The sequence below is a fragment of the Glutamicibacter protophormiae genome (genome assembly GCF_016894325.1).
Classification (GTDB): Bacteria; Actinomycetota; Actinomycetes; order Actinomycetales; family Micrococcaceae; genus Glutamicibacter; species Glutamicibacter protophormiae.
In genome coordinates, this window is sequence record NZ_CP069806.1 from 3467425 (window position 1) to 3488173 (window position 20749).

General features: G+C 62.6%; 19 protein-coding genes. 11 read left to right on the forward strand and 8 right to left on the reverse strand.

The window, feature by feature from the left end; translation table 11 throughout:
* Positions 1–146 precede the first annotated feature (146 nt).
* On the reverse strand, positions 147–1172 hold the full coding sequence (locus JQN66_RS16200) for a CdaR family transcriptional regulator (protein ID WP_204675936.1): 1026 nt from the start codon (positions 1170–1172) through the stop codon (positions 147–149).
* Between the two features lie 93 nt (positions 1173–1265).
* Positions 1266–2774 carry an aldehyde dehydrogenase family protein gene (locus JQN66_RS16205; protein ID WP_204675937.1) on the reverse strand — a complete coding sequence of 503 codons (1509 nt, stop codon included), beginning with the start codon at positions 2772–2774 and terminating at the stop codon, positions 1266–1268.
* A 199-nt stretch (positions 2775–2973) separates the two neighbouring features.
* Between JQN66_RS16205 and JQN66_RS16210 the strand changes: the two genes are divergently transcribed.
* The 7 genes from JQN66_RS16210 (at position 2974) to JQN66_RS16240 (ending at position 8939) form a co-directional block, all read left to right on the forward strand.
* Positions 2974–3978, forward strand: coding sequence for an ABC transporter substrate-binding protein (locus JQN66_RS16210; protein WP_204675938.1), 1005 nt, complete (start codon positions 2974–2976; stop codon positions 3976–3978).
* A gap of 91 nt (positions 3979–4069) precedes the next feature.
* Complete coding sequence (locus JQN66_RS16215; protein ID WP_204675939.1) at positions 4070–4846, forward strand: ABC transporter permease; 777 nt, start codon at positions 4070–4072, stop codon at positions 4844–4846.
* Positions 4839–5672: an ABC transporter permease gene (locus tag JQN66_RS16220; RefSeq protein WP_204675940.1), complete on the forward strand. Its 834-nt coding sequence runs from the start codon at positions 4839–4841 to the stop codon at positions 5670–5672. The genes JQN66_RS16215 and JQN66_RS16220 overlap by 8 nt, the downstream gene beginning before the upstream one ends.
* Positions 5673–5719: 47 nt before the next feature.
* On the forward strand, positions 5720–6526 hold the full coding sequence (locus tag JQN66_RS16225; protein ID WP_204675941.1) for an ABC transporter ATP-binding protein: 807 nt from the start codon (positions 5720–5722) through the stop codon (positions 6524–6526).
* 5 nt (positions 6527–6531) lie between these two features.
* Entirely contained in the window at positions 6532–7641 is a 1110-nt protein-coding gene (locus JQN66_RS16230) for a zinc-binding dehydrogenase (RefSeq protein ID WP_204675942.1), read from the forward strand.
* Between the two features lie 156 nt (positions 7642–7797).
* A complete protein-coding gene (locus JQN66_RS16235; RefSeq protein ID WP_204675943.1) occupies positions 7798–8670 on the forward strand; it encodes an ABC transporter substrate-binding protein in 873 nt (290 codons plus the stop codon).
* 119 nt (positions 8671–8789) lie between these two features.
* Entirely contained in the window at positions 8790–8939 is a 150-nt protein-coding gene (locus JQN66_RS16240) for a hypothetical protein (protein ID WP_204675944.1), read from the forward strand.
* A gap of 82 nt (positions 8940–9021) precedes the next feature.
* Here the strand turns inward: JQN66_RS16240 and JQN66_RS16245 are convergent, their stop codons facing one another.
* Positions 9022–10107: a Zn-dependent alcohol dehydrogenase gene (locus JQN66_RS16245; protein WP_204675945.1), complete on the reverse strand. Its 1086-nt coding sequence runs from the start codon at positions 10105–10107 to the stop codon at positions 9022–9024.
* 106 nt (positions 10108–10213) lie between these two features.
* Here JQN66_RS16245 and JQN66_RS16250 point away from each other — a divergent pair, with 106 nt between their 5' ends.
* Positions 10214–11296, forward strand: a complete 1083-nt coding sequence (locus JQN66_RS16250) for a zinc-binding dehydrogenase (protein ID WP_204675946.1) — start codon at positions 10214–10216, stop codon at positions 11294–11296.
* A gap of 39 nt (positions 11297–11335) precedes the next feature.
* Here the strand turns inward: JQN66_RS16250 and JQN66_RS16255 are convergent, their stop codons facing one another.
* The gene (locus JQN66_RS16255; protein WP_204675947.1) at positions 11336–11887 is read right to left on the reverse strand and encodes a hypothetical protein; all 552 of its coding nucleotides are present in this window, start codon (positions 11885–11887) and stop codon (positions 11336–11338) included.
* A 215-nt stretch (positions 11888–12102) separates the two neighbouring features.
* On the opposite strand from JQN66_RS16255, the gene JQN66_RS16260 reads away from it, so the two are divergent.
* On the forward strand, positions 12103–12489 hold the full coding sequence (locus JQN66_RS16260; protein ID WP_204675948.1) for a nuclear transport factor 2 family protein: 387 nt from the start codon (positions 12103–12105) through the stop codon (positions 12487–12489).
* Positions 12490–12570: 81 nt separating this feature from the next.
* On the opposite strand, the gene JQN66_RS16265 is transcribed toward JQN66_RS16260, so the two are convergent.
* The 3 genes from JQN66_RS16265 to JQN66_RS16275 are packed head-to-tail and all read right to left on the reverse strand — an operon-like array spanning position 12571 to position 16647.
* Positions 12571–13716, reverse strand: coding sequence for a flavin reductase (locus tag JQN66_RS16265; protein ID WP_204675949.1), 1146 nt, complete (start codon positions 13714–13716; stop codon positions 12571–12573).
* Positions 13713–15143, reverse strand: coding sequence for an MmgE/PrpD family protein (locus JQN66_RS16270; protein ID WP_204675950.1), 1431 nt, complete (start codon positions 15141–15143; stop codon positions 13713–13715). Before JQN66_RS16270 ends, JQN66_RS16265 begins: the two co-directional genes overlap by 4 nt.
* A 7-nt stretch (positions 15144–15150) precedes the next feature.
* The gene (locus JQN66_RS16275) at positions 15151–16647 is read right to left on the reverse strand and encodes a 4-hydroxyphenylacetate 3-hydroxylase N-terminal domain-containing protein (protein WP_149597530.1); all 1497 of its coding nucleotides are present in this window, start codon (positions 16645–16647) and stop codon (positions 15151–15153) included.
* Positions 16648–16893: 246 nt separating this feature from the next.
* On the opposite strand from JQN66_RS16275, the gene JQN66_RS16280 reads away from it, so the two are divergent.
* Together JQN66_RS16280 and JQN66_RS16285 are read left to right on the forward strand one after the other, a co-directional pair.
* Entirely contained in the window at positions 16894–18264 is a 1371-nt protein-coding gene (locus tag JQN66_RS16280) for an MFS transporter (protein WP_239464064.1), read from the forward strand.
* A gap of 167 nt (positions 18265–18431) precedes the next feature.
* Positions 18432–19760, forward strand: coding sequence for an LLM class flavin-dependent oxidoreductase (locus JQN66_RS16285; protein WP_204675951.1), 1329 nt, complete (start codon positions 18432–18434; stop codon positions 19758–19760).
* Between the two features lie 3 nt (positions 19761–19763).
* On the opposite strand, the gene JQN66_RS16290 is transcribed toward JQN66_RS16285, so the two are convergent.
* The gene (locus tag JQN66_RS16290) at positions 19764–20729 is read right to left on the reverse strand and encodes a LysR family transcriptional regulator (RefSeq protein WP_204675952.1); all 966 of its coding nucleotides are present in this window, start codon (positions 20727–20729) and stop codon (positions 19764–19766) included.
* Positions 20730–20749 lie beyond the last annotated feature (20 nt).

The following is a 20749-nucleotide window of genomic DNA, read 5'->3' on the forward strand; positions in this document are numbered from 1 at the left end:
AAGATCGATCATCCTGCCAATATTAGAAAAACCCGCACCGATTACCTATGGGCACACGACAATAATTGCCCTCTTTCGATGAGGGTCAATGTGTGCAAATATCCCGATACTCCCAGTTCTGGCACCAGCACCCCAGTTCCCCGGCCCTAGAAAATATGCAGCTGCCCCAAGGCCTCTCTGGCGTAAATCGCATGCTGGAGTTTCAGGGACTCGCTGGACTGCCGGATGTCCACACCGCTGATCTGGCCGATCCGCTCAAGCCGTTGCACCAAGGTGTTTCGGTGAATATGCAGATCCGAGGCGGCTTGGCTCATCGATGCAGCCGTCGACGCCACCAAGAGAGTTTTGGCCTGTTCCTCGTTGAGCTGTTGCGCCGGAGCAGCAGCATGTTCCAGGCTGCGCGCTGGGGTCCGGGCGATAGCCACCGCAATTTCCCGGCTCCACATTCCGCGCTGAGCATGGCGGGGCACGAGTGACGGGTACCCCAGCAGCACGCGCAGAGCTTCGGTTTCGGCCATGAGCTCCGCCGCAGTTTCCACCGGCATGGACACAAGGAAACGTTCCTCGTCCATGCGTTCTTCAGCGAAAGCAGGCTCGTAGGCTGCGCGTAGCCTCCAGTATGCGCCGGACAGGCTGATCCATGACGTGCGATGGTGATCCTTGGCAGGTTCTTCGAGCAACGGATCCTCGACGCTTCGCGGGAGCCATGCTTCGGTGCACTTCGGCCCGCGCAAACCCTGGGCCGCCAGCGAGCGGTAGATGACTTCGGGGGCAACTCGGCCTGCGATCAGCGCAGAAATGATGTCGCGGGCTTCGGTCTCGCGGCGCGCGCTGCGCGAGTGATCGTCATCCTGGGCGAAGAGCAATTGTACAGTCAACGCAATCAGGCCGGCCAGCGGTTCCACCTCATGCGGAGCACCGGTCACGCCGACAACTCCGCATAGCTGGCCATTCAGCGTGAGCGGCACATTGGCCCCTGGCAAGGTTCCCGCGGAACCGTCGGCCTGGCTGACCCGGATGATGGCGTTGCGGCTGATCGCCTCGGCGCTGCCGTCGTGGTGGGTGCCGATTCGCGCGGCATCGGTCGAAGCAATGATAACGCCGTGAGCATTCATAATGTTCATGTTGCGGTTGATGGTTGGCGCAATCGTGTCGACAACTTTCTGCGCCAACGCGCTGGCCAGCCGCGGTTGCTCCTTTTCGCTTATGAGCTCATCCTATCGGCCCGGGAATGCGCGCAGCAGTCCCGGGCCAGGATCTTGCCGCTAGTCGAGCTTGACGGTGACCGATTTCAGCGAGGTGTAGGCCTCGATGCCCTCTCGGCCATTTTCTGCGCCCCACCCCGACTGCTTGAATCCGCCGAACGGCATGTTCGGATCCATGCCTGCGCCGGTATTCACCCTGACGTTGCCAGCCTGGATCTTCTTGGCGAACGTCAGTGCGCGTGAAATGTCCTGGGTGAAGATCACCGAGTTGAGGCCATACTCGGTGTTGTTGGCCCGGCGCAGCACCTCTGCCAGCGAATCTTCGTCACCGAAGGTGCTGACGGACAGCACCGGCCCGAAGATCTCGTCTTTGGCGATGGACATGTCCGGGCTGACATTCTTCAAGACTGTTGGCTGCACGAAGAAGCCTTCGTCGCCTTTGGCCAGTCCGCCAACAACCAGTTCAGCGCCATCAGCGATGCCTTTCTTGATGTACCCCAAGACACGCTCGCGCTGCATCTCTGAGATCAGCGGCCCCAGCTGGGTTCCTTCGTCCAGGCCTGCTCCCAGTTTAAGATTCTTCGCGAAACCGGCGATGCCTTCAATGACCTGGTCGGCGACCTTTTCATGGACAAACAGCCTCGACCCCGCAGCGCAGACCTGGCCCGAGTTGCCAAAGATGCTCATGGCGGCGGCAGGTATGGCCTTGGCCAGATCCGCGTCCGGGTAGATCACCACCGGGGATTTGCCGCCCAGTTCAAGGCTCAGCCGCTTGAGATTTCCTGCTGCCGAAGCCAACAGCTTCTTGCCTACTGCAGTGGACCCGGTGAAGGAGAGCTTGTCGACATCCGGATGGTCGGCGAGCGCTTGCCCTGCCACCGGACCCAAGCCCTGAACAACGTTCAGCACACCAGCCGGGATGCCTGCTTCCAGCGCAATCTGCGCCATGCGCACAGCGGTCAGCGGGGTCAGCTCCGCGGGCTTGAGCACCACCGTACAACCGGAGGCCAGCGCTGGGGCCACCTTGGACAAGGCAATGGTGAACGGGACATTCCACGGAACGATCAGTGCGGCCACACCCAGGGCCTGGCGCTGGGTATAAGCGTGCCAGGTCCCCGGCAGGGAAACCTCGCGGGTTTCGCCGTTGAGCTTGGTGGCCCAGCCAGCGAAGTAGCGCAAGGTCTCGATGCCCGCAGGCAGTTCGCCGAAGCGAGCGACGTTGAAGGGCTTGCCGCAGTTCAGGGATTCCAGCGTAGCCAGCTCATCGAGATTCGCTTCCAGTGCGTCAGCAAAGCGGTGCAGCGCGCGCTGGCGTGCCGCCGGCGTCATCTCGGCCCAGGGCCCGGATTCGAAGGCCGCGCGGGCAGCGGCGACGGCACGGTCGACGTCCGCGGCGGTGGCAGCTGCAGTCTCGGTCAGCAGCTGGCCGGTCGAGGGGTCGGTCACCGGCAGGTTTTCTCCGGAGCCGGCAACCTCCTGTCCATTGATGACCAGCGGCAGCGGCGTTGCCGCCAGGGTTACGCGCAGCTGCTGCGCCAGTGGAGCGACGGGAAGTTCTGTTGCTGTCATGGGATGTTTCTCCTGGTCTGCCCTGCGAGTTTCGTCATCGGCATCAATTTGATTGTGAGTCTTGCCACACAATCATACTAAAGATATATTGTGATTCAAGGAATACATTTTGATTCTCAATGTGCTTCTTCTTCCGGGAGCCGAACCCGGTCGACAACTCGCAGCCTTCGCCTAGGCACCAAGCTTTCAAGGAGATCCTATGGTCACGAAACGACGTTCTGCACGGAAGGCCCTCTCAGCTCTCGCAGTCTCTGCCCTCGCGATCGGCTCACTGGCCGCGTGCGGATCCAGCGAGGAACCCAGCGCCGACGGCCCGGTGAAGCTGCGGGTGGCAGTCGCTCCGATCCAGTTCGAAACCGCATACATCGCTGAAGAGCAGGGCTTCTTCGAAAACCAGGGGCTGGACGTTGAGCTGGTCAACGGCGCCGACCCGGCAGCCCTGCTGGCTCAGGTGGTTTCCGGCGACGTGAACGTCGCCATCGGCTCGTGGATCAATGTCGCCACTTCCTTCTCCCAGGGCGTCCCGGTACAGGTCATCGGCGGCAACGGCATGGTCGATCCAGAATCCGATAACTCCGGCGTCATGGTGGCCAAGGACTCCGGGATCAAGGAACTCTCCGGTTTGAAGGGCAAGACCATTGGCGTGGTCGGCGTGAAGTCCGGCGGCGACATCCCGGTGCTCCAAGCGCTGGAAGCAGCCGGTGTCCCGGAAAGCGAAATCACCGAAGTTGCTGTTCCCTACGCAGGCATGGAAGCCGCACTGGAACAGGGCACCGTCGACGCGGTGGTCCCCGCCGATTCCTTCTACCACCAGATGCTGGAGAAGGGCTACAAGTCCATTTCCAACCCGGTCCAGGAATTCCAATCCAACATGCCGGTCACCGTATGGACCGTGCAGAAGCAGTGGCTAGAGCAGAACAGCGACACCGCTAAGAAGTTCGACGCGGCCATGGAAGAAGCCGTGGAGTTCTACTCCGACCCGGCCAACTTGGAAGAAGTACGCAAGGTCCATGCAGAAGCCAACCAGATCGATGTTGCCGATGCGCCAACGACCTTCGTCCCGGCCGACGTCACCTTCAATGTCGCCGAAGCCCAGTCCGGCATCGACGCCATGGTGCACTTCGGCCTGATCGAGAACAAGGTCGCCGTTGAAGAGGTGCTCTGGGATGAAGCCCCCAGCCGCGCCTCGGCAGACGCCAAGTAGCCTACGTCCAATTCACCCTGTTGGCGGCGCCACCCCCTGCGCTGGCGCCACCAGCACCCCCTAGCTCGCAACTGCTTACTCAAGGATTCCCATGAAAGAGTCAACGGTTTCACCGGGTCTGCTCTGGACCCTGCGCATCGCGGCCATCGCCGCGCTGCTGGGCATTTGGCAACTGGTGATTGCCTCCGGAACCATGCCCTCCATGCTCCCCGGCGTGGAAAAGATCTTCTCAGCCATCGCCGAAGCCCTTGGCACAGCCGCCTTCTGGGGCGGACTGGGCAAGACCCTGCTCGCAGCCCTTACCGGCTGGCTCATTGCCTCGGTGGTTGGCATCGTCCTGGGCCTGGTCATTGGATCGGTTCGCTTCCTCGACAACTCCACCTCGATCTTGATCGATTTCGGCCGTTCATTCCCGGTGCTGGCGCTGATGCCGGTGGTGATCATGCTGCTCGGCTCCAACACCATGATGGAAATTGTCGTCGTAGCGCTGTCCTGCCTGTGGCCAGTGCTGATCCAGACCATCTACGGCGCACGCCGCCAGGAAGCCGCGGTCGCCGACACGGTTGCGGTCTTCCGCATCCCGCCGATGCTGCGCTTCACCAAGGTCTTGCTGCCTTCCGCCCTGCCGCTGATCGCCACCGGCGTGCGCATTTCCTCGGCTATCGCCATTCTGGTGGCAGTCGGCGTTGAGGTGATCTCGCAGGCCCCGGGCATTGGACGCCAGATTACGCTGATGCAGCAGGCGCAGCGATGGGACCTGGCCTTCGCCTACCTGTTCTTCGCCGGCCTGACCGGATGGGCCATCGCCTTGCTCCTGCAGCAGGCCGAGAACCGTTTGCTGAAGTGGAAGAGGCAGAACGATGACTAACGCAACTTTGAACGCCCCCGCTGTGCGATCCCGCGCCGTGAAGGCCAAGACCCCGAGCACCTCGGCGCACGCCGGACGCAAGATCCTGGTATCTTCTTGGCTCATAGTCGCAGTAATTGCGGCATGGTGGTTCGGCTCGGCGAACTCCACGAACTTCTTCATCCCTTCGCTGCAGTCCATCCTGGAAGCACTGGTTCGCGACCTGGGCAATGGCGTGATCATTTCCGGCGCCTGGTATTCGCTGTCCAACCTCTTTGTCGGATTGGCCCTCGCTGCCTTCTTCGGCATCGGCGGCGGCCTGCTGCTGGGCGAAGTCCCCTTGCTGCTGAAGATCGTCGATCCGATCATCCATTTCTTCCGCGCTGTTCCGCAGGCGGCACTGGTTCCGATGATCATCGGCGTCTTCGGCATGGGGCAGGGCCCGAAAATGGGCACTATCGCCTTCGCCTGCATGTGGCCGATCCTGCTTAACACCATCGACGGCATCCTGGGCATCGAGCCAACGGTGCGCAAGTTCTCGAAGGTCTATCGAATCCCCCGCGGCCTGCACTTCCGCCGTGTGATCCTGCCCGGAGCCACCCCGCAGATCGTGGCCGGCATCCGCGTCGCGTTGCCGATTGGCATCACCGTGATGGTGGTTTCGGAAATGTTCGCGTCCATCGAGGGTCTGGGCTTCTACATCCTGAATTCCTCGGCCACCTTCAAGGTTCCCGAGACCTGGGCCGGGGCACTGCTGGTCGGTGTCATCGGCTACATCATTTCCATCCTCTTCGTGTTCGTCGAAAAGCGGATCCTGCGCTGGTACCACGCGTCCGGCGCTCAGTAGCCTCCGCTTCCCGACCGACTTCCCATCTTCTGACCAAGGAGAATCCCATGACCACCCAAGCACCAGTTGAAACCACCATGGAAACCAAGCCATTGCTCATGAAGGTCCGCGGCATGTCCATGAGCTACGGTGTTGGACCAACCGAAAACAAGATCCTGGAGAACCTGGATCTGGACGTGGAGTACGGCCAGTTCATCTCCATTGTCGGCCCCTCGGGAGTCGGCAAGACCACCTTGCTGCGCTGCCTCTCCGGATTGCTGAAACCCAAGGCCGGAACCATCGAGGTCTCCGGCACGAAGATCAACGGCCCGCACCCTGACCTGGCCGTGGTCTTCCAGGACTACTCGCGTTCGCTGATGCCATGGATGACCACCCGCGAGAACGTGGCCTTCCCGCTGCAGGGCAAGGGAGTCGGCAAGGCCGAGCGCAACAAGCAGGCCGATGAGCATCTGGCGGCCGTGGGCCTGGAAGGCCAAGGCGGCAAGTACCCGTGGGAGATGTCAGGAGGCATGCAGCAACGCGTGGCCATTGCCCGCGCGCTGGCCTACAACGCGAAGGTGCTGCTGATGGATGAGCCGTTCGCCTCGGTTGATGCGCAGACCCGCTTCGACCTCGAAGACCTGGTGCTGGACTTGCAGCACAAGCTGGGCGTCACGATCCTGCTGGTCACCCACGACATCGACGAAGCGCTGTACCTGGCCGACAAGGTCGTGGTGATTGCCGAGAAGCCGGCCACCGTGGTCGATGAGATCGTCACCGGGTTCGGTGATACCCGCGACCAGCTCGCCACCAAGGCTGACCCGCGCTTCACCGAAGCCCGCGCCCGCATTCTCGTACGCCTGCGGAAGGACTGATCCCCATGGCACTGCGTGCACGGGCGGCACTGGCACGGCATGGCGATGGCAGCTTCAGCATCGAGGACATCGAAGTCGATGCGCCATTGGGTGCCGAGGTGCTGATCGAGGTCAAAGCGGTGGGACTGTGCCAGTCCGATGCCCACCTGGCGGGCATGGATCTGGGCATTCCCGGCCCCTTGCTGCTGGGCCATGAGGTGGCCGGGATGGTCGTCGGCACCGGCGGCCAAGCCAGCGGCTTCGCCGCGGGCGACCACGTGCTGGCCACCTTGATCCAGTACTGCGCGCAGTGCGAACAATGCCTTGCGGGCCAGGAATACCGTTGCGCCAACCGGCCCAGCACGCTGCGCGCGGCCGGAGAACCGGCCCGCGCAAGCTGCGAAGGCCAGCCGGTGATGCAAATGTTCGGCACCGGGGGCTTTGCCCGCTACACCCTGGTGCACGCCAACCAGGTAGTTCGGATTTCCAAGGAGCTGCCCTTCGCGCAGGCCGCGGTCATGGCCTGCTCCACGCTGACCGGTGCCGGGGCGGTGTTCAACTCCGCCAAGGTGGCCGAAGGGCAAACCGTAGCGGTGATCGGCGCCGGAGGCATTGGCCTGAACGCGATCAATGCCGCACAGCTCGCTGGAGCCTCGAAGATCATCGCCGTGGACCTGAGCGACGGGAAGCTGGAACTGGCCCGCGGCTTCGGCGCAACGCACACGATCAACGGCGGCAGCACCGACGCGGTGGCCGCGGTCCAGGAAATCACCGGCGCAGGCGTGGACCATGCCTTCGAGATGATCGGCCTGCAGGACACCAGCTTGCAGGCGGTGCGCATGACCCGCGTGGGCGGGGACGCTTACCTGGTCGGGTTGCATCGGCCCGGCGCGCAGCTGCCGCTGGATGCCATGGCCGACATCATCGCCCCGCAGCGCAGCCTGCACGGGATCTACATGGGCTCTTCCAGCCCGCAACGCGATATCCCCGCATATACCGAGCACTACCTTGCCGGGCGGTTGAAGCTCGACGCGCTGGTTGCCCAGGAACTGCATATCTCGCAGATCAACGAGGGCTTCGCCGCGATGAGGGCCGGGCAGGGCGTTGCCCGTTCGGTCATCACCGACTTCAGCTGAATCCCTGCCGTTTCATACCCCTTCAAGCACGACGAGGTCATCTTGGGAATTACGTCTTCCGCACGCAAAGCACTCTCCCTCTCAGCTGCACTGCTTGCCACCACACTGGCTTTGGCCTCGTGCGGGACCGAACAGGGCGCTGATGCACTAGAGGGCTTGACCCCGCTGAAGGTCTCCGTGGCCGGGATCCAGTTCGAGCCGGCCTACCTCGCCGAATCCCAGGGCTTCTTCGAGGAGCATGGCTTGGACGTTGACATCGTCAATGGCGCAGACCCGGCCGCGCAGATTGCTTCTGCGATCTCCGGCGAAGTGGACATCGCCACCGGTTCCTGGGTCAATGTCGCCACCTCCGTGGCCCAGGGCTTGCCGATCGTAGCCCTGGCTTCGAACGGAGTGGTCAACCCCGACGTCGACAATTCAGGAGTGCTCGTCGCCAAGGACTCGGAGATTGCCGAGCTCGCCGATCTGAAGGGCAAGACCATCGGTGTCATCGGAGTGAAGACCGGCAGCGACCTGCCACTCTTCCAGGCCCTGGACGACGCAGGGGTGGGCGCCGACGAGTTCCGTGAAGTGAGCGTTCCCTACGCCGGGATGCAGGCAGCAGTGGAGACCGGGACGGTTGACGCGGTCGTCCCCAGCGACGTCTTCTACCACCAGATGATTGCGGCGGGCTTTGCCTCCTTGGGCAACCCGGTCCGCGAGTACCAGGGAAACCAGCCGGGTACCTTGTGGCTGAGCACCGCCCAATGGGCCAGCGAGAATCCGGATACCGCGAAGGCTTTCGTAGCAGCCATGGACGATGCAGTGGAGTTCTACTCCGATGATGCGAACCTCGAAGAAGTGCAGAAGATCCACGCCGAGGTCAACCAGGTTCCGATTGACAAGGCTCCGGCCCGGTTTGCCGTGGCCGATACCGCGTTCGATGAAAAGGCTTCCCAGTCAGGCCTGGATGCCATGACGCACTTCAAGCTCATCGACAAGCCCATAACCGTCGACGAAGTGCTCTGGGAGCATGCGTCACGCGGCTAAACGGCACCTGCAAATCCTTGGCCAGCCCCTGGCACGATGCTAGGCTCACTGGAGCACGTTCTGCCCACGGAAGGTTCACCATGAGTTCGGCAATCAGTTACCTCACCGGAGGATTTCTGGTGTCTCTGCTTGTCACCCTGAACATGACCTGGAACCAGCACCTGCCCGGCATCGCCGGGTCCGTGGCGGTTGCGCTCAGCTTCATCGGGTTGCTGGGCTGCGTCCTGTACGCCACGCGCGCACAGCGCCGCGCGCAGACCGGAGAGTAGCAGAACCCTTAGAACATGGAGCGAGGCCAGCAGTTCGAAAGAACTGCTGGCCTCGCTACGTTTCGCTGATAGTCTCAGGGACCTAGAAGGTGATCACGCTTCGAGCCACCGCGCCACCTCGCAGCTGCTCGTAGCCCTTGCCAATTTCGTCCAAGCTGATATGGGCAGACACCAACTCATCCAGCTTGAATCGGCCCTGCAGGTAGAGCTCAGCGTACATCGGGATGTCGACCTGGATATTGCTCGATCCCATGGCCACGCCGCGAATGCCCTTCTGGCGGCCCATCAGGTCGCCAAAAGGGGTGAGATTGATCTGTGCGCCGGGCTTGTGGACGCCAATCAGGTAGGCGGTACCGCCGATTTCCAGCATCGCAACCGCCTGTTCGCTGGTGGCCTGCAGCCCGATGACCTCGAAGGCATGGGTGACGCCGCCGGTGAGCTGCTTGACAGCTTCCACGGCGTCGCCCTCCGCCCCGTTGATGACGTCGGTGGCCCCGAAGATCTCGGCCAGTTCCAGCTTGGCTGGCTGCAGGTCGATGGCGATGATGCGGGTGGCGCCGGCTAGCTTGGCGCCTTGGATGACGTTCAGCCCGACTCCGCCGGCGCCGATGACTGCAACGGTGTCGCCCGGACGGATGCGGGCGGTGTTAATCGCTGCGCCGGCACCGGTAACCACGCCGCAACCGAGCAGCGCCGCACGGTCGAAGGGAATGGCGTCCGGGACCTTGATCACGGTGTTTTCATGGACCAGCACCTGTTCGGCGAAGCCTCCGACCCCGATGAACTGGGTCAGCCGCTGCCCGTCCAGGGACAGCCGGGGGTCCCGCTCGGCTCCGCGGTCGGTATGCGAGGGAACCCGGCACTGGTACGGCTTGCCGGTGCGGCAGCCCTTGCACGTGCCGCAGCTGTGCACCGGAGAGGTAACCACCCGATCCCCGATTTGCACAGAGGTGACGGCCGAACCGACGCCCACCACAAGCCCCGAGACCTCGTGGCCGAGCACTGCTGGCATCGGGAAGCCGACATGGGAGCTGGCCACGTGCAGATCCGAATGGCACAGCCCGCTGGCCTTCACGTCAATGAGAACTTCGTGGGCTTCGGGGTTGTCAATGCCGATGTCCAGGACATCGAAGGAACCGCCGACTTCGGTTAAAACTGCAGCTTTCATGTCTTCCTCCAGAAATAGTCGCGTAAACACGTGACGCAGAACACTAATAAAAATATACTATTAGAAAGAATGCATTTTTAGAAGCAAAATCTAGGGAAGGTCTGCCATGCGTGCAGCAGTCATCAATGCCATCGGTGAAGGTTTCGACATCGAGGACATCGAGGTCGATGAACCTCGTGGACAGGAAGTCCTGGTCAAGGTCGAGGCGGCAGGGCTATGCCACTCGGACCATATTGTCGCGACCGTTGATCGCGGCCGCCCACTGCCGATGGTCGTGGGCCACGAAATGGCCGGAACCATCGTGGGCCTGGGTCCCGAAGCCACCGATTTCGAGATCGGCGACCATGTGATCGCCACCGAAATCAGCTTCTGCGGAGGCTGCGAGGAATGCGTCAACGGAGCAACCTACCGCTGCCTCTCCCCGCAGCATGCGCTGCGCGGCCCCGAAGCCCCGGCCCGCCTGACGCGCAACGGCGAGCGCGTGGAAGGCTTCGGCGTCGCCGGCTTCGCCGAGCACACCGTGCTGCACCAGAACAAGCTGGTCCGCGTGCCCAAGGACATCCCGTTCGCCCAGGCCGCGGTCCTCGGCTGCGCCACCGCGACCGGCGTGGGCGCAGTGCTCAATGCCGCCAAGGTCGCACCGGGCGAAACCGTGGCGGTAGTCGGCCTGGGCGGCATCGGCCTGAACGTCATCCAGGGCGCCAAGCTCGCCGGCGCAAAGACCATTATCGGCATCGACCTGCAGCCGCAAAAGCTCGAACTGGCCAAGAAGTTCGGCGCGACCCACGTCATCAATGGCGGCGAAGAAGATGTTGTCGCTGCCATCCGCGCCATCACCGGACGCGGCGTGCACCATTCCTTCGAAGCCATCGGTTTGGCCGCCACGCAGCGCCAGGCCATGGAGGTCGCCAAGACCGGCGGGCACGTGTACTTCATCGGCATCCCGCAGGGCAAGCCGCTGGAAATGAATATCATGCTGGATCTGCTGATTCCGCAGCGCAGCCTGCACGGCATCTACATGGGTTCCTCCACGGTGCGCAAGGACATTCCCTACTATGCGGAGCTCTACCTGCAGGGGCGGCTGAACCTCGATGACCTGATCGCACAGGAGATCCCGCTGGACGGGATCAACGATGCCTATGCGAAGCAGGAGACCGGGGCTATCGCCCGCTCGGTCATCCGCTTCTAGCTTTCTGCGCGGCTGGCCGCAAGCCAGCCGCGCAGGACGCTACTTCTGCTTGCCTTCGGCGTCCTTGCGCTCAACCAGGATTGCCTGCACCTGGCTTTCGGTATCCGGCGCGAACCCATAGAGCTTTCCATCGGCCTGGTGGACCCAGAATCGTCCGCACAGATCTGTGGTGCTGGCCTGCGCGGTTTCTGGCCACCAGTCCGCCTCCAGGGTACGGGTCTTGGACATCTTCTCGGGCTCCAGGTTCTTCGTGCGCGAATCAGAGGCATAGGCCTGGGCAAGTTCGGCATCACTCGGCTCCCCCACGATTTTCAGCGGCTGGCACTGTCCACTATCCAGCCCTCCGTCGTAATCCATGACGAAGATCCGTTCACTGCCGGTATTGCGCTGCACCAGCTCGATATTGGTGCCGCCGTCGGGAACCCACGTTGGAAGCAGGCCATCGGCCACGGCATCCTTCGACCTCTCTGCGGTTCGGGTTGTGGATTCGTCGAGCTTGTCGCCAAACAGATCACTGGCGCTGCATCCGGTGAGCAGCAGGGCAAATGGAAGGGCCAGGGCGCCAGCGGCGAGGTACTTTTTCTTGAGCATGATTCCATCGTAGAAACCCGCTGGCACCGTGGCATCGGCGTCCCGGGGTAAACCTGCGCCGGCGGGCTCATACCCTCGGCTGAGTCCCGGCCAACCCTTTCTGCACCCGGTGCCAGATCGTCTCACTGGGCAAGAACTCCGTCCCGAAATCTCCCATCGACCTCACGCTATTGATAAATTACCTGCAAGCCCACCACTAAATAGGAGAGCGAACGTTGACCACCCTCGATCCCTCGAAGTCGGAAATCGAACTGCGCGACGCGGAAGACCAGCGTCTGGCAGCCATGCTCGCAGGCGACCTAGCCACCTTGGAAAGGCTGCTGTCCGCAGACCTGCAGTACACCCATTCCACCGGCCGCGTCGACGATCGCCAATCGCTGCTTGAGCTGCTGGACTCCGGCGCCACCAAATACCTGGCACTGCACCACGACTTCGATTCGATCACCCACGAGGGCAATGTGGCAGTCATCGAGGGAACCATGAAAATGCATCTGGTATCCGGCGGCGTGGAGAAGCACCTGGAAACGGTCAACCGCACGGTCTGGGCCAACGCCGATGGCCAGTGGAAGCTGCGCCTCTTCGTAGGTTCCAAAGCCGCCTAGCTCCGCTTAATGACCAGGCGGCGGCAGGTTGGATTTCCCCAACCTGCCGCCGCAACTTTTCACGCTAGGTCCCCTGAAGGCCTAGACCTGCCCGCCGTGGCGTTCCACCACTTCTCGCGCCAGGGTCTTGCCGAACTCGGTGTGGGCTGCCAGTGCCGCTTGGGCAGCCGGCGCATCTCCGGAGGCCAGCGCTTCGGTCAGCTCTGCGACGTGGCGGTGATCCAGCTGCCGCGACCACTGCTCTGCGGTCAGGGCCTGGCGCCACACGGTGCCGATGCCCAGGCGGCGGAAGGAATCCACCAGCTGGCTGGAGCCTGCTACGCCGACCAGTGCATCGTGGTAGGCAACGTTCAGCGCCAAGAACTCTTCCAGGTCGGATTCCGAGGTCTCGCGCAGGTCAGCCAGCTTCGCGGTGATCTCGCGCAGATTGGCGATGGTTTCCTCAGAAACCTTGCCTAGGTGCGAGGCGATCACACCGGATTCAATGGTGGCACGCGAATCATAGGCCGAGTCGGTCAGCTCGGCGGTGATCGGCTTCGGCTGGTACTTTCCGGTTTCGGTGCGGAAGACCAGGTGTTCGCTTTCCAGCTTCACCAGGGCGTTGGCCACATGATCAGCGTCGGCACGGGAAGCCGCGGCGATGGCATCGACATCGAGGTCTTCGCCCAGCGGACTGGTGCGCAGCAGCACCCAGTTGCGGGTGGCTTGGTAGGCGGCCAGTTCCTTGGTTGGCTCCAGGCGTCCCATGGTTCCGCGGTAGTAGGCCAGCGGTTCGCGGTCATGCGCTTCAGCGTGGCTGACCAACCCGAGGAACACCGTGTGGGTACCTCCGGTCGGTGTTTCTGCCACATGGCACACGATCGTGGCCAAGGCGCCGTCGATCAGCGGGATGCCTTCCTCGGAGAGCGTATGCGGCACGGTGGCGAACTTGTCCTCGCCCTTGCGGCCGAAGTGGAAGGCCAGCGCCCCCTGGTCCTCGGCCAGGATGTTGATGCCGAAGATGCCGGCTTCCACCACCCGGTCGTGGGTGGAGCTGGAGCGGTTCAGGCAAGCGAGCATCATTGGCGGTTCCATCGACAGCGAGGACACTGCGGAGGCGGTGGTGCCGTAGAGCTGGCCGTCCACAGCGGTGGTGATCACCGTGACGCCGGAAGCGAAGTGGCCTACGACGTTGCGGAAGATGTTCATGTCTACCGGGGTGACCGATTCAAGGTTGGTGATGCTCATGAGAGTTGCTCCTGGTAATTCGGGGTGAAGTTTTTGGAAGGGTCCAGCGCTGCGATCAGTTCATTGACGTCGCGGGCGCTGGCGAGGTGTTCGAGCTGGTGCAGCAACGCGTCTTTGCGCGCTGCCAGCTCAGGATGGGAGAACTCGAGATTCTTCGAGAACTTATCAACGACCTGGTCATGCTCCAGGGCTGTGCGCAGGATGTTTCCGTCCGGATGTTCCACGCGCACGTGGCGTATTTCGCCGTTGCGCAGCCGTGCGGTGATTTCAGCGGTCAGGCGCTGGCTGTTGGGCAGCGAGGCCACCAGCTCGATCCGTCCGAGCATCTGCGCCAGTACCGGATCGGCCAGCGCGTTGGCGGTCAGGTGCTCCGGGCGGACCGTTCCATGGATCAAGGCGATCGCCGCGGTGGCATGCACCGAGAACAGCGCTGCCACGGTGCGGGTGTCCCCGGCCTCGAAGCGCGCCCCCACGAATCCGTTCAGGGTCCGTTCGCTCAGGTGCACGGTCAGGCATTCGATGTCCTTGTAGTCCACCGAGCCATCGGCCACCAATTCCGCGCAGGCCTGCAGCGATGGCTGCGCTGCGCGGCAGCTGGCAAACGGCTTGATGGTGCAATCGCCATGGAAGCTTTCGCCCAGACCTTGAACTGCCAGTTCCGGCTGCGCGTCGATGCCGAACAGCTGGAAGTAGCCGTGCTTGCCGGTCAGCGGGTCAGCGGCTGATTCCAGGCCGGCCTTGGCCAGCTGCGCGGCGGCGATTCCGGATCGCGCGGCGAAGGCCATGGGCAGCTTGAAGCTGTTGGCGCCATCGAAGATGGCGGCCACGTTGCCCGCGGCCTGGTTCACCGCGATGCCTGTTGCATGCCGCGCCTGGGCTTTGGTCAGCCCGAGCATTCGGCTGGCGATGAACGCGGCGGCCAGGGTATTGAGCGTACCGGTATTGTCCTGCCCCGAGTACACATCGAAGCCGCCAGCGATGGCCAAGCGGGCTGCCAGGTCATCACCCAGCGCCAGCGCGGCCAAGGTTTCTTCGCCGCTCGCCCCGGTCGTTTCGGCCAGGGCCAGCACGACGGCCACGGTGGTGCCGGAAATATGGGCTGCCACCTGTTTGCCGGCTGGGCCTTCGGCTTCCACCGGCTCGAAGTCGAAGGACCGGATCAAGGCAGCATTCACGAAGGCCGCCGAGGTGGCCGGAAGCTTGATTCCGGTCCCCAGCACGGTGGCTTCTTCACCGCTGCCCCAGGCTTTGGCTACCTCGATGAGGCCCGCCGCATCATCGGCACGGTGGCCTGCTACCCCGACTCCCACGGAGTCGAGCAGGCGCTGGTTCACACGCTGGATCGTTTCCTCTGGCAGCTGGGCGTACTGGGTTTCCAGCAGGTGCTCCAGCAGCGCATCGAGCACATCGGGCGTCGGGTTAGCCATGATTTCCTCAGGCGCGCGTTGCCGCGGCGTCGAGGTCCAGTCCGGACTGCTCTGCCAGAACCGGGTCGATGCCCAACTCCGCGAACATCGCCTCGAAGGCACCGGTTTCGCCCTTCATCTGGGCCTTGCGGTGGTCCAGGCCGCGGGCACGGCCCACCGAGCCCAGGTAGAAGCGCTCGTAGAGCTCGATGCGGCTGCCCAGCGCGGATCCGGCGAAGTCCCACGCGGTGCGGAAGATCTTGGCGCGTTCCTCCGGCGCAATGCCGTTGGCCCCTGGCAGGTACTTCTTCAGCAGTGGGCCCAGGCGAGGATCCTCGAAGGCGGACGCGGTCGGGGTGGCCAGCAGGTTGTGCGAGCCCATCGACTTGATGATGTCGTTCACGCGTGCCATCCAGATTGGCATCATGGTGCGCAGCGCGGAGATGTCATCGTGGCAGAAGAACGCTCCGCCGCCCCATTCCGAGGCGTTGACCTCGGCCGAGTGGATCACGGCGCGGGCGATGCGCAGGTAGGAGTAGATTTCGCCGAGCATCGCAGCGGTGTCCGGCTTGGTATCGGTGGCGGTGACCTTGGCCATCTGCACGCACAGGTCATAAGCGAATTCGAGCTTCACCGATGCGCGGATGGCGGTCTGTTGCTGGGTGTTTCCGGTGGCGGTGCCGGCATTCAAGGAGTTGTAGACATCCAGCTGGCCGTCGATGAAGACGCGGTCCCACGGAACCAGCACGTCGTCGAAGATGATGACCGCATCCTGCTCGTCGAAGCGCGAGGAGAATGGCTTGTCCACCACTGGCTGGTCCACGCCGTAATGGTCGCGGCATACCGAAACCACGCCCTTGGTGGCGACCGGGATGGCGAAGGACAGCGCGTATTCCTCGAAGCCCTTCTGGATCGGCACGGCCGGGTAGACGTAGAGCTCGTCGGCGATGGGGCCCAGGGTGGCGAGCATCTTCGCGCCGCGCACGATCAGGCCTTCTTCGGTGCGGTCCACCACGCGCAGGGTCAGTTCTTCATTGATGCCCTGCAGTTCGCCGACCGACTTGTCGATGGCAGCGTGCACGATGGTGTGGGTCAGGGCCAGGTCCTTCTCCTGGACCAGGCGCCAGTAGTTCTGCAGGCGCTCGAAGTAGACCGGGTCCCCGGACTTGGCGAAGATGTCAGGGCGCGAGGCATGGCCGGCCAGCACGACGTTCACATAGTCCGGGGTGCGGCCGAGCATGCCGTTGGAGTAGCGGGCCAGGCGGTCGAATGCGCGGTGGCGGCGTGCGATGTCTTCCGCGTTCTTCGGGCGAAGCAGCGAGACGTTATGCTGCTCGCCGGTCTCTTCATCGACCATCAGGCAGTCATCTGCATACTTGTGCTGGTAGTCGAAGTACGCTGCCATGCCGTTGATCGATCCGGCAAAAGCCGGATGCTCGGTGACGTCAATGCGCTGATCTCCCAGCCAGACCTCGCGGGAATCCTTGAGCCCTGCCAGGTACTGCTCTCCAGTGCGTGCACTCATCTTTGCTGCTCCTTATCGGGCGTCCCGCCAAGCGGGTTCAAAAATATATTCTGTGCATCAGTTTATATAACCTCTGTGATCCAGATCAAGTCACTCGCTGAAGAAATTTTTCAAAACCGCTGAATTCCACGGTTTTTACCCGCTCAAGAAAATATTATTAGTCTTAAAATGCGTAAAAAGTGGACAGTGCGAGTGAAATAAGACACTATGGCTTAAGTCACATCAGCGAAAAGGAAGGGTTCTCAGGTGTCCTCATCACAGCAGAACCGCCCAGCACAGGCAATGGAGCCCAGCGACTCCCTCAATACCAAGGATTTGCGCCGCATTCTCGGTTCCAGCTTCTTGGGCAGTGTCATCGAGTATTACGACTTCATCTTGTACGCCACCGCGGCGTCGCTGATTTTCGACAAGGTTTTCTTCAGCAACCTGACCCCTGGCTTGGCTCTCTTCGCCTCCTTCGGCACCCTGGCTGTCGGATACATCGCCCGCCCGCTGGGCGGCATTGTCTTCGGCCACTTCGGCGACCGCTTGGGACGCAAGAAGATGCTGGTGCTGTCCATGATGATGATGGGCGTAGCCACCGTTGCCATTGGCCTGCTGCCAACGACCGCAACCATTGGCGTGGCCGCCCCGATCATCCTGGTCCTGCTGCGCGTGGTCCAGGGCGTCGCGGTCGGCGGCGAATGGGGCGGCGCCACGCTGATGGCACTGGAACATGCACCAGCTTCCAAGCGCGGTTTCGCGGCATCCTTCGCGAATGCCGGCGCCCCGGCCGGCGGCCTGCTGGCCACCTTCCTGGTCTCCTTCGTCTCCTTCTCCACCGGTGATGCCTTCCTGGAATGGGGCTGGCGCCTTCCATTCATCTTCTCGGCAGTGCTGATCATCATCGGTATGGTCATCCGCCTGAAGGTGGCAGAAACCCCGATTTTCCAGGAAATGGATGCGAAAGCGACCGAGCGCCAGCAGGAACGCAAGACCCCGATTTCACTGGTGCTGAAGAACCACTCACGCACGGTCATCATTACCCTGATCGCTTCGCTGGGGTTCTACACCTGCCAGGGCGTCTTGACCTCATGGGGCGTTTCCGAAGCCGCCGCCCAGGGAGTGGACCGCTCCTTCGTGCTGAACACCAAGGGCTACGCTGCCATGGTCACCATCGTGGTCTGCCTCTTGGCCGCCAAGCTCTCTGACAAGTACGGCCGCAAGACCATCCTGACCATCGGCGGCATCGCCGGCATCCTGTGGGCCTTCCCAGCAGTCTTCCTGATGAGCAATGGCACCGGCTGGGGCTTCGCAGTAGCAGTGATCGTCGGCAATGGCGTCATCCAGGGCATTCTCGCCGGACCGATTGGCGCTTACATCTCCGAGCTGTTCCCGGCCGAAGTCCGCTATACCGGCGCGTCGCTGGCCTACCAGGGATCCTCAACCCTCGGCGCCGGCTTCACCCCGATGATCTGCACCGCTTTGGCCGTCAGCTTCGGCATCACCGCGGTTGGCATCTTCTGGGTGGCGATCCTGGTGATCGGACTGATCGCAATCCGCATCAGCCCGGAAGGCGCCGCATTGTCTCCGAAGACCGCTGGCTCAGCATCGGCCGACGCAAAGCTGAACGCCTAACCCCACCGCCGGTCCGCGTACCTGTCGGTACGCGGACCAGTTTTTGACTTCTAACATCAATTTTTCTGAATGCTATGGCACAAAAGTTCTCTATTTACTACTTTATGGACTCTTGTAAACATGGATTCAGTGCTTCCCGTCGCATTCGCAGGAAAGGATGAGTTTCAATGACTCCCAAGAACCCCCAGCACATGGTGCTCACCACCTTCATGCTGCCAGCTGGCTACCACAAGGACTCGTGGCGCATGGACGGCTCGCGCTCCGAGGAGCTGGCCAACCTGGAATTCGTCTACGACCTGACCAAGATGGCTGAAGACGCCAAGCTGGATGCCATCTTCTTTGGCGACATCGTCCATGCCAACACCGTGATGCGCGGCGACATCAAGATGAACGGCTTCTACGAGCCCATCTCGGTACTGTCCGCACTGGCAGCACGCACCAAGAACATCGGCCTGATCGGCACCGTCTCCACCTCCTTCTCGGAGCCATACAACTTGGCCCGGCAGATGGCCGGTCTGGACCACATGTCAGGTGGACGCGCAGGCTGGAACATCGTGACCAGCTCCGATGGCTTCCAGAACTTCGGCATGGACAGCGCTCCGGATCCAGCTACCCGCTACCGCCGCGCCACCGAGTTCGTCGAGGTAGCCAACAAGCTTTGGGATTCATGGGAAGACGACGCCGTCACGAACGACAAGGAATCGGCCTGGTACGTCGATACCGACAAGATCCACCCGATCAATCACGAAGGCGAATTCTTCAAGGTCCAGGGCCCGATCAACATGCCACGCAGCCCGCAGGGCCGTCCGGTGCTGGTCCAGGCAGGATCCTCGGGACCGGGCATGGAGCTGGGTTCCTCGGTGGCCGACGGCATCTACACCGCGCAGCCGCTGAAAGAGCCTTCGGTCGAGTTCTACGCGAAGTTCAAGGCCATGGCCGCGGCCAAGGGCCGCAACCCCAACGATGTGAAGATCATCCCCGGCATCCTGCCGATCCTCGGCGATACCCAGGCTGAAGCAGATGAGCTGGCCGAAGAGCTGGCCAACCACATCCACTTGGAGAACGGCCGCGTGCAGGTTGGCGCCGATCTGAAGATGGACCTGTCGTCGCTGGACTTCAACGAGAAGATTCCAGCCGAATGGTTCTCCGATGACCCGGCGCTGGGTTCGCGCTACCAGATCTACCGCCGCAAGTCGGTGGACCAGGGCATGACCCTGCGCGAACTGATCGTCGATCTGGCCCGCTCCACCGGCCACCAGTGGATGGCCGGCACCGCCTCGGCAGTGGCCGACCGCATGATCGACTGGTTCGATTCCAAGGCCTGCGACGGCTTCAACCTGAACGCCCCGTTCAACCCGGGCGGCTTCAAGCTGATCTGCGACAAGCTGGTCCCGGAACTGCAGAACCGCGGCTACTTCCGCACCGAGTACGAGGGCACCACCCTGCGGGACAACTTCGGTTTGTCCTACCCGTCCTCGATCCGCTCGCGCGTCTAGCCGCTAGGCGCGCCGGCCTGCAGTCTCGAAGAGCTCAGCTGCCACTTCCACCCAGGCTTGGGCACGGGAGTTCAGCCGCGAAGTACGGGGCCAAGCCACCGAAACCGGAACGACTGCAATATTTCCGTCATCCAGTTTCAGCGGCTTGAGCACCACATTCAACTCTTCATAGGGCGCCTCCAGGGCCGGCTGCTGGAACAGCACCGCCACACCACGGCCGGTGCTGACCAGCGAGCGGACGGTCGCATAGGAACGCGAACGGTGCCGGATCATCGGCTCCAGCCCGCTGCCCTGATAAAGGCCGAGGATGCGCTGGGTGATCGGCTCGGATTCGAAGAGGACCAGCGGCTCCTCGGAGATTTCACGAAGCGACACCGAGGGGTTGCCCGCCAGCGGATGACCCGACGGCAGCAGGATCTGCGCTTCGGCCATCGCCACGGTGGCCGAACGCAGGGCAGGCGAGATCTCCGATCCGTAGAGGAAGGCGACGTCGATGGAACCATCGAGCAGCGCGTCCTGCATTTCCTGGTGGAATCCCTCCAGGAAATCGACTTCCACCTTGGGGCACTGCTGGGCGAAGGCGCTGAGCATCGGAGGAATGATGACCGGCCCCAGGGGCATGAAGCAGCCAACGGTCAGCGGGCCTTCCAGCTCCTCGCGAGTGCCCTGGCCCATGGTCTGCAGATCGTGGGCCCGGTCAAGCAGTTCGCGGGCCTGGAGCAGCACCATCTTGCCGCTCGCGGTCAGCGTCAGCCCCTTGGCCCGGCGCTTGACCGCCAGCTCGGCACCCACGATGCGTTCCAGCTCCGCGATGGACATGGAGATGGCCGAGGGCGCCAGGTGCAGCCGTCGGGCGGCTTCGGCCATGGTTCCTGCTTCGGCGGCGACAACGAAATGCCAGAGCTGGCGCAAGGTCAGCTGAGGGTGGGACACAAGACTCATGGCATCAAGCTTATTGATGATGGCCATGGGCAAAGCAAGTTTTCTAG

Excerpts from the sequence above, each read along its gene's own strand:
- JQN66_RS16205 (WP_204675937.1), bottom strand. The coding sequence starts at position 2,774 with ATGACAGCAACAGAACTTCCCGTCGCTCCACTGGCGCAGCAGCTGCGC.
- JQN66_RS16210 (WP_204675938.1), top strand. The coding sequence starts at position 2,974 with ATGGTCACGAAACGACGTTCTGCACGGAAGGCCCTCTCAGCTCTCGCA.
- JQN66_RS16215 (WP_204675939.1), top strand. The coding sequence starts at position 4,070 with ATGAAAGAGTCAACGGTTTCACCGGGTCTGCTCTGGACCCTGCGCATC.
- JQN66_RS16220 (WP_204675940.1), top strand. The coding sequence starts at position 4,839 with ATGACTAACGCAACTTTGAACGCCCCCGCTGTGCGATCCCGCGCCGTG.
- JQN66_RS16225 (WP_204675941.1), top strand. The coding sequence starts at position 5,720 with ATGACCACCCAAGCACCAGTTGAAACCACCATGGAAACCAAGCCATTG.
- JQN66_RS16230 (WP_204675942.1), top strand. The coding sequence starts at position 6,532 with ATGGCACTGCGTGCACGGGCGGCACTGGCACGGCATGGCGATGGCAGC.
- JQN66_RS16245 (WP_204675945.1), bottom strand. The coding sequence starts at position 10,107 with ATGAAAGCTGCAGTTTTAACCGAAGTCGGCGGTTCCTTCGATGTCCTG.
- JQN66_RS16250 (WP_204675946.1), top strand. The coding sequence starts at position 10,214 with ATGCGTGCAGCAGTCATCAATGCCATCGGTGAAGGTTTCGACATCGAG.
- JQN66_RS16255 (WP_204675947.1), bottom strand. The coding sequence starts at position 11,887 with ATGCTCAAGAAAAAGTACCTCGCCGCTGGCGCCCTGGCCCTTCCATTT.
- JQN66_RS16265 (WP_204675949.1), bottom strand. The coding sequence starts at position 13,716 with ATGAGCATCACCAACCTTGAATCGGTCACCCCGGTAGACATGAACATC.
- JQN66_RS16270 (WP_204675950.1), bottom strand. The coding sequence starts at position 15,143 with ATGGCTAACCCGACGCCCGATGTGCTCGATGCGCTGCTGGAGCACCTG.
- JQN66_RS16275 (WP_149597530.1), bottom strand. The coding sequence starts at position 16,647 with ATGAGTGCACGCACTGGAGAGCAGTACCTGGCAGGGCTCAAGGATTCC.
- JQN66_RS16285 (WP_204675951.1), top strand. The coding sequence starts at position 18,432 with ATGACTCCCAAGAACCCCCAGCACATGGTGCTCACCACCTTCATGCTG.
- JQN66_RS16290 (WP_204675952.1), bottom strand. The coding sequence starts at position 20,729 with ATGGCCATCATCAATAAGCTTGATGCCATGAGTCTTGTGTCCCACCCT.